This is a genomic window from Pacificimonas sp. ICDLI1SI03 (genome assembly GCF_054740865.1).
Window position 1 is genome coordinate 1443537 of record NZ_JBSQAU010000001.1, and the last position, 15146, is coordinate 1458682.

General features: G+C 62.2%; 10 protein-coding genes. 2 read left to right on the plus strand and 8 right to left on the minus strand.

Annotation, left to right across the window (positions count from 1 at the left end):
- Positions 1–145 precede the first annotated feature (145 nt).
- Positions 146–1168: a histone deacetylase family protein gene (locus ACSMXM_RS07070; protein WP_460315203.1), complete on the plus strand. Its 1023-nt coding sequence runs from the start codon at positions 146–148 to the stop codon at positions 1166–1168.
- Between the two features lie 341 nt (positions 1169–1509).
- On the opposite strand, the gene ACSMXM_RS07075 is transcribed toward ACSMXM_RS07070, so the two are convergent.
- The 4 genes from ACSMXM_RS07075 to ACSMXM_RS07090 form a co-directional block, all read right to left on the minus strand.
- Positions 1510–3729, minus strand: coding sequence for a xanthine dehydrogenase family protein molybdopterin-binding subunit (locus ACSMXM_RS07075; RefSeq protein ID WP_460315204.1), 2220 nt, complete (start codon positions 3727–3729; stop codon positions 1510–1512).
- Positions 3730–3731: 2 nt separating this feature from the next.
- Entirely contained in the window at positions 3732–4721 is a 990-nt protein-coding gene (locus ACSMXM_RS07080) for an FAD binding domain-containing protein (protein ID WP_460315205.1), read from the minus strand.
- Positions 4721–5335, minus strand: coding sequence for a (2Fe-2S)-binding protein (locus ACSMXM_RS07085; protein WP_460315206.1), 615 nt, complete (start codon positions 5333–5335; stop codon positions 4721–4723). Before ACSMXM_RS07085 ends, ACSMXM_RS07080 begins: the two co-directional genes overlap by 1 nt.
- A gap of 115 nt (positions 5336–5450) precedes the next feature.
- Positions 5451–6848 (minus strand): helix-turn-helix domain-containing protein, encoded by a 1398-nt coding sequence (locus tag ACSMXM_RS07090; RefSeq protein WP_460315207.1) that lies wholly within the window; start codon positions 6846–6848, stop codon positions 5451–5453.
- Positions 6849–6982: 134 nt separating this feature from the next.
- On the opposite strand from ACSMXM_RS07090, the gene ACSMXM_RS07095 reads away from it, so the two are divergent.
- Positions 6983–8575 (plus strand): isocitrate lyase, encoded by a 1593-nt coding sequence (locus tag ACSMXM_RS07095; RefSeq protein ID WP_460315208.1) that lies wholly within the window; start codon positions 6983–6985, stop codon positions 8573–8575.
- A gap of 138 nt (positions 8576–8713) precedes the next feature.
- Here the strand turns inward: ACSMXM_RS07095 and ACSMXM_RS07100 are convergent, their stop codons facing one another.
- The 4 genes from ACSMXM_RS07100 to ACSMXM_RS07115 form a co-directional block, all read right to left on the minus strand.
- Positions 8714–10519, minus strand: a complete 1806-nt coding sequence (locus ACSMXM_RS07100; protein ID WP_460315209.1) for an N-acyl-D-amino-acid deacylase family protein — start codon at positions 10517–10519, stop codon at positions 8714–8716.
- Positions 10520–10573: 54 nt separating this feature from the next.
- Complete coding sequence (locus ACSMXM_RS07105; protein ID WP_460316368.1) at positions 10574–11581, minus strand: DUF1611 domain-containing protein; 1008 nt, start codon at positions 11579–11581, stop codon at positions 10574–10576.
- 119 nt (positions 11582–11700) lie between these two features.
- Positions 11701–12993, minus strand: a complete 1293-nt coding sequence (locus ACSMXM_RS07110; protein WP_460315210.1) for a peptide MFS transporter — start codon at positions 12991–12993, stop codon at positions 11701–11703.
- 112 nt (positions 12994–13105) lie between these two features.
- Entirely contained in the window at positions 13106–15037 is a 1932-nt protein-coding gene (locus tag ACSMXM_RS07115) for an N-acyl-D-amino-acid deacylase family protein (protein WP_460315211.1), read from the minus strand.
- Positions 15038–15146: the final 109 nt, after the last annotated feature.

Here is a 15146-nt window from a genome sequence, read left to right on the forward strand (position 1 = left end):
GTCGCAACGCATAGCGCGTATTGGCCCTTCTCAAAACAGCAAATTATTTTCGCCCGGGAGACGCAATGTCTTGCCCGCTTCCCGTTGCAAGCCGCCGTCACCGGGTGCACTAGGCCCGCAAGACGAGCATCAGGGAAGGACGTCCATGCTAAAGATTTTTGACGAGCGCCAATTGCTTCATGCGCCGCTGAGAGAATTGCACAATGGCGACTGGGCGCCGTTCAGTGAAACGCCGCAACGCGCGCGAGATATCGTGGCGAGCTTAGGAGCCACCCAAACGCCACGGGATTTTGGCGAAGACCCGATCCGCGCCGTCCACGATGGCGATTATGTCGATTTCCTGAAAGCGGCACATGCAGACTGGCGGGCAAGCGGCAGAACGGGCGACGCGATCGGCTATACCTTTCCCGTGGTGGGGCGGCGTCCGCTTGACCTGACGCGGATCGATGCCCGCATCGGCGCCTATTCCTTCGACGCCGCGACACCGATTGCGGAGGGGACGTGGGAGACCGTCTATTGGTCGGCGCAATGCGCCCTGACCGCGTGCGACCAGCTACTGACCGAGCCCGACAGAAAGACGGTCTTTGCCCTGTGCCGACCGCCGGGTCACCATGCCGGGCGCGATTATATGGGCGGATATTGCTATCTGAACAATGTGGCCATTGCTGCACAGCATGCGCGCACCCAGCATTCCCGCCGGGTGGCGATCCTGGATGTGGATTATCACCACGGCAATGGTACGCAGGACATCTTCTACCGCGACAAGGACGTGTTCTTTGCCTCGATCCATGCCGATCCGAAGACGGACTATCCGTTTTACTGGGGCCACGAGGATGAAACCGGCGATGGCCCGGGTAAGGGCACAACGCTGAACCTGCCGTTGCCGCAGGGTACGGCATGGAGCAGTTACAAGACCGCGCTGGCGCGTGCGCTGTCCGCCATCACGGAATGGGGGGCCGATTTCCTGGTCCTGTCATTCGGCGCCGATACCTATGCCGATGATCCGATTTCCCATTTCCAACTACAGACCGCTGATTTCCAGAGGATGGGCGCTGACATCGCGGCACTGAAACTGCCGACGCTGATCGTGATGGAGGGTGGTTATGCGGTCGGCGATCTGGGCAAAAACGTCGATTCGTTTCTGTCGGGGATCGAGCGCGAAGCGTAAAAGGCGACACCATTCCGGCGGTGTCCCCAAGCCCTGATCCGGCGAAGCGGACACCCCGACGCTCGGGCCGAACCGGACAAAACGCACACTCAGCGCGTGTGCGCGCGCGCACGCGTGAGACGCGCAGGATCATTCGTCATCAATGAGAAAGACCTCTGCCCGCCCGGCGGCTACGTCTCCGCCAACACCCCGTGGAAAATCGCGCCTTAAATCCTATTATTCAAAATAATTTGGACGGACCCAGTGTCGATTTTCCCTGCTGCGTGTCATCGGGACCACAGATCTGTGCGGTTGGTGTCCGGTTCCCCGTGTCCACTTCCCTTCAGGCGCAATAGGTGGCTTCAAACCAGAAGCTGCTCGATCCTGACGGGAAGGTCGCGGATACGCACACCTGTCGCGTGGTAGACCGCGTCGGTGATTGCTGCCGCCGTCCCGACATTGGCGAGCTCGCCAATACCCTTGACGCCGAGAACGTTAATCTCGTCGTCCTGCTCCGGCACCATGATGATATCGACCTGCGGAATGTCGGCGTTGGTCGCGACAAGATATTCGGCGATATTGTCATTGACGTAGCGACCACGCAGCCGGTCCATCTCCGTCGCCTCCAGCAGGGCGGAGCCCATGCCCCAGATCATGCCGCCCAGATACTGGCTGTGTGCCGTACGGGGGTTCATGATGTGGCCAGCGGCAAATGCGCCGGTCATGCGGGGAACGCGGATTTCGCGCGTCCGCTCATTGATGCGAACCTCTACCATTTCGGCGCCGAAGGCGAACATGGTGCGATCTTCTCCCGCGCCGCCGGCGAACGGCACGCCGCCGTCGTAAAGGGCCTTTGCCTGCTTCGGATCCATGCCAGCGGGGGTCCATTCGGCATATTCGATAAGCGCATTGGAGCCGATGCGATCAAAGGCGGCCCGGCGATCTTCGTCCGACATCGGTCCGGATGCCGACATTTTCGCAAGCAGTTGATCGCACGCCTTTGCCACCGCCGACGTCACACTGGCCGTAGTCACGGAACCGCCGGACACGGGGCCGGGCGGCAGGTCGCTGTCGCCACACTGAACGATAATGCGGCGCGGATCGATGCCCAGCCTTTCGCCGACAGTCTGGCCGATGACGGTATATGCACCGGTTCCGACATCGTGGGCGGCAACCTCTACCTTCGCACCGCCATTGGCATTCAGGGTTACGCGCGCGGTGGCAGGCGTCATGGAGGTGGGATAGGTTGCCATGGAGCAGCCCCAGCCGATCAGCCAGTCGCCGTCGCGCATCGATCTGGGCGCAGGCGTGCGCCGCGACCAGCCGAAAGACGCCGCAGCCTCGTCGAAACATTCGTTCAGGGAGCGGCTGGTATAAGGTGCGCCGTTGACGGGATTGACGCGCGTGTCGTTCAGTTTTCGAAACGCGACCGGGTCCATGCCGGCCTTTTCCGCGAGTTCGTTCATGGCGCTTTCCAGCGCATAGATGACCGGCACCTCTGGCGGCGACCGCATGAAGACGGGGACGTTGCGGTCCCCGCGCGAGAGGAACATGTCGCCGCCAACCGCCTTGAACGCGTACATGGCGGCTGAATTTTCCAGACCACCATTATGATAGGGGTCGAGAAGAGACGTGAATTCGTCAAGCTCGTGGCTGTACCCGGTCAGCCTGCCATCCGCGTCGCAGCCGAGCCGTACCTTGCTTTTCGTTTCCTGACGATATCCTGCAATTGTAAAGCATTGGTCGCGCGTGGGAACGAGCTTCACCGGCCTGCCGAGTTGCTTCGCCGCCAAGGCGACGAGAGGCGTGCGGTGCCCAATGGCGGCCTTTGCCCCGAAGGCACCGCCGACGAAGGGCGAGACATAATGAACATTGTCGGGATCGATGCCGAGCTGCTTGGCAAGTCCGACCTTGGCGCCCCATACGAACTGGCTGGGTTCGTGCAGGGTGAGGCGATCCCCCTCCCAAAAGGCGGTGGTGGTGAACATCTCGATCGTATTGTGGTGTTGAACGGGCGTCGAATATTCCGCCTCTACCACATGGGCCGAACCGGCAAGTGCCGCCTCTACATCGCCAAGGGTGGGGCCGCCACCGCGCCCGACGACTTCCTTCGTCGTCTTGCGCACCACGCCGGGCGAACCAAAGGTCGTGGCGGGGCGGCTTTCATTATAGGATATGTCGAGCTTACGCCCCGCCTCGCGCGCAGCCTCAAAGGTTTCGGCGACAATCAGGGCGACTATCTGCCCGTCATGCGCGATTTCCGGCCCGCCGAGTGGCTCCTGGCTGGTAAGGCCGATGCCGCCCGTCGAAAATGTCTTCATCGGCTGCAAGGGTGGCCGGTTTTCATGCGTCATGATCATCAGGACGCCGGGCACGGCCTTTGCCGCACTGTCGTCGATGGCGGTAATCGTGCCCTTTGCGATGGCACTGGTGACCAGCCAGCCATGGGCCGGCTTTCCGGGAACAGCGAGGTCGTCGCCATATATCTTGCCGCCGGTTACCTTCTGCCGCGCCTCATAACGGGCGATCGGCTTGCCGGCATTCGCCATGGTGGGGGCGGCGGTGTTCGTAACATCTGCCATGATCAGGCCTCCATCCCGGCGGTATCCATCAGGGCGCGCACCAATGTGCGTTTGCCGAGTTCCACCTTATACGCATTATGTTCCAACGTGTTGGCATCTGCGAAGGCCGCCTCTGCCGCCTGTTGGGCAGTGTCCTCGCTCAGCGCCGCATTCTTGAGAACGGCCTCTGCCGCCGTCGCGCGCCACGGAACCGTAGCGACGCCGCCAAGTCCGATGCGCACGTCCGAGACGGCATCGCCATCCATCCGCAAAGCGACCGCCGCACTGGTAAGCGCGAAGGCATAGGATTCGCGATCCCGGATCTTCAGATATTTCGACCTGGCCCAGTCGGCATCCGGAATCACGAAGGCAGTGATAAGATCACCCGCCGCAAGGGTGGTTTCGACATCCGGGCGATTGCCCGGCTGCCGGTGCAGGGTGGCAAAAGGAACGGATTTGGGGCCATCCTTTCCAAGTATCTCTACAACCGCATCGAGGGCGATCAGCGCCTGCGCCCAGTCACCCGGATAGGTTGCGATGCAGGCGTCCGACGTGCCGAGAATGGCGTGATGGCGGTTTGACCCGTCCAGGGCGGCGCAACCAGAGCCTGGTGCGCGCTTGTTGCACTGATCGTAGGACGTGTCGCGATAATAGGAGCAGCGCGTCATCTGCAGGACATTACCACCGAGGCGCGCCATATTGCGAAGCTGCGCCGATGCGGCCAGCCAGAGAGAGTCGGTCAGCACCGGGCAGGACCGGCGAACGCCCTCGTCAGCGGCGAGTGCGGCCATGGTGACCATGGAGCCGATGCGGAGTGCCTTTCCGTTGAGTTCGATCCGGGTCATCCGAGGCTCTTTGAGCGCGGAGATGTCGATCAGCCGTTCCGGCCGCCACACGTCCAGCTTCATCAAATCGATCAGCGTCGTTCCGCCTGCATGATATTTCGAACCCGCATCCGCAGAGGATACTGCCCGCGCCGGGCTTGCTGCGCGTTCATATTGAAACGGGCGCATCAGGCGTCTCCCATTTGGGGCGCGGCTTGCTTCACGGCGGCAACGATATTGGGATAGGCGGCGCAGCGGCACAGATTTCCGGACATATATTCGCGGATCTCGGCGTCGCTGCCGGTATGCCCCTCCTTTACCAGGGCGACTGCGGACATGATCTGTCCAGGCGTGCAATAACCGCACTGGAACGCGTCATGGTCGATGAAGGCCTGCTGCATCGGATGGAGGGCGTCACCCTTTGCCAGCCCCTCAATGGTGACGATGTCGGCACCCTCTACCGTGGCGGCGAGGGTCAGGCAGGACAATTTACGCTCCCCATCGATATGGACGGTGCAGGCACCGCACTGACCATGGTCGCAGCCCTTCTTCGTTCCGGTAAGTTCGAAATCGTGGCGCAACGTATCGAGCAAAGTCGCGCGGGGATCGACGGAGACGTCCCGCGTCTGGCCGTTGACGGAGAGGGAGACGGGGATACGCGACACGGTGGCCGCCGCCCGAGGCGCGCCATCCTGTGCGGCGCGGACATTGGTGGCGAGCATGGCGCCGACACCACCGGCGAGCGCGCTTCCCTTCAGGACGGAGCGTCGGTCTGGACCCGCCTTCTTGATATCATCCGCCATTGTTCGCAGCCCCCTTCGATATGCACTCTGCCTATGATGCCATCCCTGGATGACAAAACAAATACGCCGGAGGTGCGGCAGTGTTCCCGCCGCCCCCTGCGTTCCAGCGCCGCACCTATCTGTCGCCGACGCTGATGGGCGTCACCATGCGGCGATATTCGTCGGTCAGAACCTCCCGCCCGATAGGAGGCGCGGAGCGCGCCGGGCAATCGACACGCTGGCACAGACGGCACGCCACGCCGATGGGTGTTGCACGCGCGGCCCCTTGCGGATCGTCGTCGGCGTAGATCAGCCTTTTCGCCTGATCCTCCGCGCAGCCCAGCGCGACAGCCCGCTCGACGCGGGGGAGGTGATGGCCGGCGCCGCCGGATGTGACGGTGCGCGCGATCGAGAAGAAGCGCTTGCCGTCGGGCAGTTCCAGCCATTGCGTCATGACTTCGCGCGGGCGCTGAAAACTGGTGTGAAGGTTCCACAGCGGACAGGCGCCGCCATGGCGCGCAAAGGGAAATCCGGCACCGTCCAGCCGCTTCGACACATTCCCCGCCGGGTCGACCCGTATGAAGAAGAAGGCGACCCCCTCCTCCCCCGGACGCTGCAGGGTGGTCAGTCGGTGCGCGGTCTGTTCGAAACTGGTCGAGAAGAGGCGGGCCAGCGCCTCCACATCATAGCGGCGACGCTCCACCTCTTGCCGAAAGGCCTCGTAAGGCATCAGCAGCGCCGCAGCCGCGTAATTGGCGAGCGCCCGACGGGCCAGCCGCTCCGCAGTGCCGCCCTGGAAATGATTTCCCAGCAGGCGCGTGATGTCGTCCTGCAATTCCAGATAGACGATTTGCAGCGCCGTCTGAAATGCCTGGGTGGCGCCGTCCATATTGTCGGCCAGCATCAATTGCTGCCGGTGCCGGTCGAAACGGCGCAGCGATCCGACCAGCACATCCGCAGGCAGGCGGCGCACGCGAACGCCGTGGCGCGACTGAAGATAGGCGGCAAACCCCTCCCGCCCTCCCGTCCTTTCGGCAAGTGCGGTCGCGGCATTTTCAAGGGCAGGAAAATGGTTGCGGGCCGCGGCGAGAAACTCGCGGACGGCAAAAACTGGATCGGGACCGCCGCCGCCATCCTCCCGCGCGGCGGCATCGGCCAAGGCAAGCTGGCCCTTGCTGTAAGAGGAATAGAGCCGCAGCATCGCCTCCGATATGCCGGGATAGCTGGCGGCAAGATCCTCCAGCTCCAAAGGCGGAATATCTATCCCCTCGAACAGCGGATCCTTGAGCGCCCCCTCAAGCTGGGTGCGGTGACTGTCGCTGTCAGCATCCGATAATTCGGCAATGTCGATGCGGTAAACTTGCGCCAGCCGCATCAAGAGGTCGGCGGTCGTCGGGCGCTGATTGCGTTCCAGCAGAGTGACATAGGAGGCCGACACCTCAAGATCGGCGGCCATTTCTGCCTGTGTCAGGCCAAGTTCACGCCGCAGGCGGCGAATGCGCGGACCCAGATAAACCGATCTTTTCTTTACCATGACAAGCGCTCCTGTCACATCATTACAACATGACAAAACCGGGTTGTAAAGTCTTACAGTATGACTCTGGCGGCCCTTACGCGGGCAGGCACCGGCGGGGTAATCAGGCGACAATCAGAAAGCGAGGAAGCCGAATGTCCTACAATACCGAAATCACCAACGCCCAGAATCTGGTGCAGCCGCACAATGACTGGACCCAGATCGAAGGCGAGGCGGTCGCCCGCATGCGCCTGCAGAACCGGTTTCAGACCGGCCTGGACATCGCCCGATACACCGCGAAGATCATGCGCGAAGATATGGCGTCCTATGATGCCGATCCGGCGAACTACACGCAGTCGCTGGGCTGCTGGCATGGGTTCATCGGTCAGCAAAAGATGATCGCCATCAAGAAGCATTTCGGGTCCACCAAGAGCCGCTATCTTTACCTGTCCGGCTGGATGGTCGCGGCCCTCCGCAGCGAATTCGGCCCCCTGCCCGACCAGTCCATGCACGAAAAGACGAGCGTTCCCGCCCTGATCGAAGAACTGTACACGTTTCTGCGCCAGGCCGACGCACGCGAGCTGGGCGGTCTGTTCCGCGATTTGGACGCTGCCCGCTCCTCTGGCGACGAGGTGAAGGCCCGCGATCTGCAGAACAAGATCGATAATTTCGAGACGCACGTCGTGCCGATCATCGCCGACATCGATGCCGGCTTTGGCAATGCCGAGGCAACCTATCTGCTGGCCAAGAAGATGATCGAGGCCGGTGCCTGCGCTCTGCAGATCGAAAACCAGGTGTCCGACGAAAAGCAGTGCGGCCATCAGGACGGCAAGGTCACCGTTCCGCACGAGGATTTCCTGCAGAAGATCCGCGCCATCCGCTATGCGTTCCTGGAGCTGGGCGTCGAGGACGGCGTTATCGTCGCACGGACGGACTCGCTGGGCGCAGGACTGACGAAGCAGATCGCCTATGTGAAGGAAGAGGGCGATCTGGGCGACCAGTATAACGCGTTCCTGGACTGCGAAGAGGTCGATGGCGCCGGCCAGCCGGGCGATGTCCTGATCAACCGCGACGGAAAACTGATGCGTCCGAAGCGTCTGCCATCGAACCTGTATCAGTTCCGGGCGGGCACGGGCGCAGACCGTTGCGTCCTGGACTGCATCACCAGCCTGCAGAATGGCGCGGACCTGCTGTGGATCGAAACGGAGAAGCCGCACATCGAACAGATTGCCGGGATGGTCGATCGCATCCGCGAAGTCGTTCCCAATGCCAAGCTGGTCTATAACAACTCGCCGTCATTCAACTGGACACTGAATTTCCGCCAGCAGGTCTATGATGCATGGGCCGAGGCCGGAAAGGATGTCGCAGGCTATGATCGCGACAGGCTGATGAGCGTCGATTATGACGGTACCGATCTGGCGGCAGAAGCCGACGAGCGGATCCGCACCTTCCAGAAGGACGCGGCCGCGCGCGCCGGCATTTTCCACCACTTGATCACACTGCCGACCTATCACACGGCGGCGCTGTCGACGGACAATCTGGCGCGGGAATATTTCGGCGAGCAGGCCATGCTCGGCTACGTCAAGAATGTGCAGCGCAAGGAAATCCGTGAGGGGATCGCCTGTGTCCGCCACCAGAACATGGCGGGTTCGGACCTGGGCGACGACCATAAGGAATATTTCGCCGGCGAGGCCGCTCTTAAAGCGGGCGGCGCGCATAACACGATGAACCAGTTCGCCGCCGAATAGGCTTTGGACCTTCCGGGGGTTCGGGAGGTCTGAGGGAAGCCGCTCTTCGCCATATGGCGGGGGGCGGCTTTTTCGTTTCTGGACGATATGGGGCGACGGTCGAATAAGACCGCCGCCCCAATATTTGCGCCGAATGGCCTATCCGGCCGCCGCAGTGTCAGCCGGACACTTGCCGCCATCGGGCCAGCCGGTCCAGCCGGGGCCGCGTACGACGGTACCGGCGCTGGCACCCGTGTGCTCGCCATCTTTCAGAACCTGCGTTCCGTTGACAAAGACATCGCGGACGCCGGTCGCATATTGGTGCGAATCTTCGAACGTGGCGTGATCGGAGATCGTCGCGGGATCGAAGATGACGACATCGGCAAAGTTTCCGGGTGCCAATGTGCCCCGCCCACGCAAGCCGAGATTTTCCGCAGGGAGCGCCGCCAGCTTGTGAATGGCCTCCTCCAGCGGCAGCGCCTGCTCGTCACGCACATATTTTCCAAGAAGGCGCGCGAAATTGCCATAGGTGCGCGGGTGCGTACTGCTTTCCAGGGTCTCGCCCTCCGCCGCAGGAGCGCCCGCGTCTGAACCAAAGCTCATCCACGGCAGCGCGGTCTGGCTGCGGACATTATCCTCCGACATCATGAAATAGGCGGCGCCAACGCCATTGCCGCCCTCGATGACGAGGTCGATGGCGGTCTCTTCCGGGCTTTTGCCGCGCATCGCCGCGACTTCGGCGAGCGTCTTGCCGGCGAGCGGCTTCAACGCCTCTGATTCGAAGTCGACCAGCAAGACGCCCTCCGCGCCGCCAGCGAGGAGAAGCAGGTTCTCCCAATCGTCGCTCGGTTCGCTGATTTCCTTGACGATGCGCGCGCGCAGTTCCGGATCCTTCAGGCGTTCGACCAGCGCGTCGATGCCGCCATCCTGCGCCCAGGGTGGCATGACCGCGTCGAGACCGGTACCGCCCGCCGTATAGGTATACATGTTGGTGGTGATGCGATTGCCGCCAGCGCGTGCCGCTTCAATCTTTTCAATGACGGCGGGTAACTTGTCCCAGTTCTTGGTGCCGGCCATTTTCAGATGATAGATTTCCGCAGGCGCGCCGGTGGCCTTTGAAATGCCGATCAGTTCGTCGACGGCGGCGAGAATTTCATCGCCTTCCGAACGCATATGGCTGATATACATGCCACCGCACTTCGCAGCCTCGCCAACGAGCGCGGTGATTTCCGGCGTCTCGGCATAATTGGCGGGCGCATAGATCAGTGCCGAACCGACGCCCAGCGCCCCCTCCTGCATCGCCTGGCGCACCAGACCGCGCATATTTTCAAGCTGCTGCGGAGTAGGGTCGACATCCTTTTCGCCCATCTCATGAATTCTGAGGGTGGTCGCGCCCACGAAGCTGGCGACGTTCGGCGAAATGCCCTTTTCCTCCAGATGCTCCAGATATTCGCCGAGCGTGGTCCAGTCGACCTGATAGCTGCCATCGGCAGGTGCGGCCGCCGCCTTCATTTCGGGCGACAACGGTCCCATCGTCCAGCCTTCGCCGAACACCTCCAGCGTCACACCCTGTTTCAGATCGGCCATGGCGCGGCCGTCTGTCAGGAGCGAGCGCGTCGCCCAGCTGAGCATGTTCACGAAGCCGGGGGACACCGCCATTCCAGTGGCATCGACCTCTGTATCGCCCTTGCCATCGACCGCGCCGATCTTGACGATCCGGTCGCCCTCGATCGCCACGTCGCCCTGCACAGGCGCGCCGCCAGTACCGTCGTAGATCGTACCGCCGCGAATGACGACGTCATATTCGCCGCCGGAAGCGAGCGCCTGCGGCGTCTGCGTTTCCGCGTCCGTGCCAGGAGCAGCGGTCGTCGCGCAGGCGGCGAGAAGAGCAAGGGAGGCGAGCGGCACGGCGCGCCGACCGACCGACAATGCTGAACTGCGATTTAGAAAAGGCTTCCGGATCATATGCTGGGTCTCCATCCCTGTGGCTTCGATATATTTTCGGAGGCCGTCAAAGGCTCATCCGGACAGGCAGTTGTCAACGAGCACCTGAAAACGGGGTCCACCGCGAACCGGGTCCGCGACCGGCATGGCGAGGCGCGCCGCCGTATCCGCCATCCACTGTTCCGCCGCATCGGGCGACATGTCCGCCGTATTGACGCTGATCCCGCCCATGCGGACAGCGGGGTTCGTTCGCCGTGCGAGGGTAAGGTTCAGGTCCATCGCCTCCTGAAGGCTGGGCAACGCGAAGTCGGGATAACGGATCACACGGGTCCGCTGCGCCTCGTGACAGAGCACCAGAACGTCAGGCTGACTGCCGTGCAAGAGGCCGAGTGATACACCGGCATAGGAGGGATGGAAGAGCGACCCCTGCCCCTCCACAATGTCCCAATGATCGGGGTCTGCATCCGGGCTGAGCGTTTCGGCGGCGCCGGCGAGAAAATCGGAAATAACCGAGTCCATGGGGATGCCGCCGCCCGCGATCATGATGCCGGTCTGGCCGGTCGCACGGAAATCGCAGTCTACGCCCCGCGCCTGAAAAGCCTCTGTGATGGCAAGCGCAGTGTATTTCTTTCCGAGGGCACAATCAGTGCCAACCGTCAGCAGACGCTTTCCGCTGCGCGGGCGGCCCGTGCCGACGGGAAGCCCCGCCGGGGGAATGCGAACGTCGATCAGGCGGCGACCGGTACGCTGGGCGACTTCGCCCAGATTGCCGAGATCGGAGAGGCGGCTGTGCATCCCGCTGATCAGGTCGAGGCCAGCCTCCAGCGCTTCGGCAAGCGCGGCCGTCCATTCTTCGGGAATGATACCGCCCGGATTGGCGATGCCTACCACCATGGAGCGGGCGCCAGCCTTATGCGCCTCAACCGGCGTCATCTGAGTCAATCCCGTCGTCGCCTCCCCGCCCGGCAGGCGATATTCGCCGACGCATTTGTCCCTTGCCCAGTCGCGCAGACCATAGGCCGTCTTTGCAAAGGATGGGTCGGCATCGCCGAGAAACAGGAGATAGGGGTATGGCAGCACCATACCGGCAGGGGCGGATTGCGTTTCAGTCGTTCCGGCGAGACTGCCCAAAAGATGCCCCCTTCCCTGCAGGTTTTTCGTGCTCAGGTCGAATATGTCCTGCCCTGAAAACTGTCAAACCTTCATCTGAGATGCGGTTGTACGCCGAAACGCTGTGTGATCAGGCGCCGCACCGGATGATCGAACGCCAGGAGAACGAGGCCGGCAACCCAGGCAATACCCGTCAACATGGCGAAAAAAGCGGCGTGTGAAAGATCGCTCCAGAAGCTGCCGACATATCCGGCGGTAAGGCCGCCGGTGAAACTGGCCAGAAACCACGCCGCGACCGTGCTGGCCCCGAATTTCGGCGGCGCCAGCCTGGCAAAGAGGCCGAGGCCGTTGGGCAGGATATGCAGTTCGCCAAAAGTGAAGATCAGAAAGAACAGCGCCAGCCACAGCCAGCTGGCCTGCCCCACCGGCACCTGTAACGATGCCAGCGAAAGCACCGCATAGCCGATGCCGACGATCCCGGCACCGATGGCCATTTTCTGGACCGGGGAATGCTCCTTCCCCAAATCGGCCCGGCGCCGCCAGTGGGCCAACAGCATCGGCGTCAGCAGAATGACCAACATGGGGTTCAGCGACTGGAACCAGGTCATCGGGATTTCGAAGCCGCCCACCATGCGATCGATGCCGGTATCGGCCCACAGGGCGACGGTGTTGCCGACCTGTTCATAGGCACCGCGAAAGATCGTCACCGCGAAGAGTAGGCCGGTCAGCAGCAAATAGGTTTCCCTGAAGCTTTCGGCGGGGGGTGGCGGCGTGTCCGAAGGCGCGATCTTCTCCCGCTGTTCCTGAGGCAGGTAACGCTGGCCGTACAGATAGATGGCGAGGCCGATAACCATGCCGATGCCGGCGGCACCGAAACCATAATGCCAGCCGTAAAACTCGCCCAGCGTGCCGCAGATGAGCGGCGCCAGAAAGCCGCCGATATTCACGCCGACATAATAGACATTATAGGCCCATGGGCGGCGCGGATCGTCCGGGCCGTAGAGGTCGTTGATCTGGCTGGGCAGGCTGGGCAGGAAAAACCCGTTGCCGAGCGCGATAGTGCCGAGCGCGACATAGAGGAGCGGTTCGAAGGCCATCATGAAATGGCCCGCCGCCATGATGCTGCCGCCCAGGATGACGGCCCGTTTCTTCCCCAGCCACCGATCGGCGATGATGCCGCCGAAGATCGGCGTGAAATAGGCGAAGGCGGTGTAGGTGCCGTAGACGTAGGACGACACCTCCTGCTCGAACAGCAGCTCCTTCGTCATGTAATAGATGAGGAGCGCGCGCATCCCATAATAGGAGAACTGTTCCCACATGTTCGTCAGGAACAGGATGGTCAGGCCGCGCGGCTGACCGAACCAGGTTCGCGTATCCGCCGTCATGCCGGCGCACCATTTCGCAGGCGCAAAACGCGTGCGCGTGATGACAATCCGGCCTGCATAGTTTCACCCCCCACGATCCTGGCGCACCGCTTATAGGGGAGGGTTCCGTCTTTTACATCTGTTGAGCGCCGGGCATCCAGCGACCCGATAGCTTACCCCACTCATCTTCTTCGATCAGCAGCTGCGGCGCCGCCGCACCATCCGCGCCGCCGTCGGTGGTGATGGTAACGCGGCGAAGATCGCCCTCCTGATTGCTGATTATGGCGGTCAGGCTGCTCCACTGGTCGGCGGTTTGCAGCACGCCCAGCTGATAGGGACTCCAGACCTCGCCGGAGCCGTCGACGAGGCGTAGCGAACCGGTCGCATAGCGGCTGTGGCCATCCTGGCGAATATCCATGGTGATTTCGAAGCCTTGGTCGCCGCTGGTCACACTGCCAGTGCCAGCGAGGCTGCGTGCATCCGTATAGGCATCCATCGGGCGGGTCGGCATATGTTTGCTGCGCAGGACGACTTCGCCGCCTTGTGCGCCGGTCGCCTCTCCGTTCGAGAGCGCGAGGGCGCCGTTGACGAAAACGTCTCGGATGCCGACGGACGGTTTCGTCGGATCTTCATAGGTCGCATGATCGATGATAGTATTCGGATCGAACACAGTCACGTCGGCGCGCATGCCCGGGGCGAGATAGCCACGTTCCGTCATGCCGATGATCGTCGCCGGCAGAGCGGTCATCTTCCGAATGGCATCCTCCATGCTGAGCGCTTTCTCATCGCGCACATAATGACCGAGGACGCGCGGGAATGAACCCCAGCCACGGGGATGCCCCTTCTTCTCAAGGGAGGCGCCACAGTCACACGCCATGGCGCTGTTTTCATATTGCATGAAGTCGATGACGTCCTCGTCCTTGCCGAAGCGAAGAATGGCGGCGTGCTCCTGATCCTCCAGCAGGCGAAGGACTGCCTCGCCGGGGCGGACATTCATTTCGTCGATCACGTCGGTCAGTTCGCGGCCCATCTGGAACAGATAGACGCCGCCGGGGCCGTCAAACCGCTGCGCCATCGCCCGCTCTACCTCTTCGATGATGCGCGCGCGGGTTTCGGGATCGGCGAACCGCTGCAGCATCGCCTCCCGCCCGCCGGCGAGGGCCCATCCGGGTACGTTCAGCGAAGAAAGCCCGCTGAGGCCGGCAGTGTAGGGATAGATATCGGTGGCGGCATATTTGTCGCCCGCATTCGCCTGGCGCAGCATATCTATGACGGCGGGAGTATTGCCCTGCTCCGCCCCTTGCGTCTTCATATGCGTGATGACGGGCGTCAGGCCGGCCTGCTCCGCAATGGCAATTGTTTCCGTCATCCCCTTGAAAGAGCTGTAACCCTCCTCTGGCCGGATGCGGTCGTGATTGGGAAAGTTGGTGCGCCACTTGCCCGCGACGGAAACCACATCGACGACCTGATCGGCATCGGCGAAATAAGCGGGCTTGTAATCGAGGCCAGAGGCGACGCCCCAGGCGCCGCTTTCCAGATTGCCGTCGATCAGGCTGCGCATGGTCTGCACTTCCGCATCCGTGGCGCGACGATCATCCTCCCCGACCACCTCCGCCCAGGCGGCGTTGAAGCCGATATAAAGTCCGACATTTTCCGCGAGCCCATTTTCAGCAAAGCCCGCAAGCTGCTTCCTAATGTCCGTGGTGCCATGGCCATCGGCATTGGTGATCTCTGTCGTGACACCCTGGGTTAGCATGTTGACCGCAGTCGCAACGGCATCCGGCTGGGCGTGGCTGTGAATATTGACGAAACCGGGCGTTACTATCATGCCGCGTGCATCGATGATTTTGGCGGCATTCGCCTCGTCAATGTCGCCGACGGCGACGATATAGCTGTCCTTTATCGCGACATCGCCCTGATAGGCGGCCGCGCCGCTGCCATCGACAATGGTGCCGTTGCTGATCACCGTGTCATAAGCCTGCGCCGCGACCCCGGTCGGAAGCAGGGCCACCGCCCCAAAGGCCGCTGCGGCAATCGCACGGATCGACACTCGCTCAAACTTCATAACCTGCCCCCTCGCTCAGAAATATGCTCTACCATGTCAGGACAATTGAAACCTTGCCAGAGAAAATGTCCTGTTCAGATTGACGGCGCGGGTCTTTTCGAACAGCACT

What these genes read in the sequence shown, in the direction of transcription:
- ACSMXM_RS07070 (WP_460315203.1), top strand. Translation starts at nt 146, where the DNA reads ATGCTAAAGATTTTTGACGAGCGCCAATTGCTTCATGCGCCGCTGAGA.
- ACSMXM_RS07075 (WP_460315204.1), bottom strand. Translation starts at nt 3,729, where the DNA reads ATGGCAGATGTTACGAACACCGCCGCCCCCACCATGGCGAATGCCGGC.
- ACSMXM_RS07080 (WP_460315205.1), bottom strand. Translation starts at nt 4,721, where the DNA reads ATGCGCCCGTTTCAATATGAACGCGCAGCAAGCCCGGCGCGGGCAGTA.
- ACSMXM_RS07085 (WP_460315206.1), bottom strand. Translation starts at nt 5,335, where the DNA reads ATGGCGGATGATATCAAGAAGGCGGGTCCAGACCGACGCTCCGTCCTG.
- ACSMXM_RS07090 (WP_460315207.1), bottom strand. Translation starts at nt 6,848, where the DNA reads ATGGTAAAGAAAAGATCGGTTTATCTGGGTCCGCGCATTCGCCGCCTG.
- ACSMXM_RS07095 (WP_460315208.1), top strand. Translation starts at nt 6,983, where the DNA reads ATGTCCTACAATACCGAAATCACCAACGCCCAGAATCTGGTGCAGCCG.
- ACSMXM_RS07100 (WP_460315209.1), bottom strand. Translation starts at nt 10,519, where the DNA reads ATGATCCGGAAGCCTTTTCTAAATCGCAGTTCAGCATTGTCGGTCGGT.
- ACSMXM_RS07105 (WP_460316368.1), bottom strand. Translation starts at nt 11,581, where the DNA reads ATGGTGCTGCCATACCCCTATCTCCTGTTTCTCGGCGATGCCGACCCA.
- ACSMXM_RS07110 (WP_460315210.1), bottom strand. Translation starts at nt 12,993, where the DNA reads ATGACGGCGGATACGCGAACCTGGTTCGGTCAGCCGCGCGGCCTGACC.
- ACSMXM_RS07115 (WP_460315211.1), bottom strand. Translation starts at nt 15,037, where the DNA reads ATGAAGTTTGAGCGAGTGTCGATCCGTGCGATTGCCGCAGCGGCCTTT.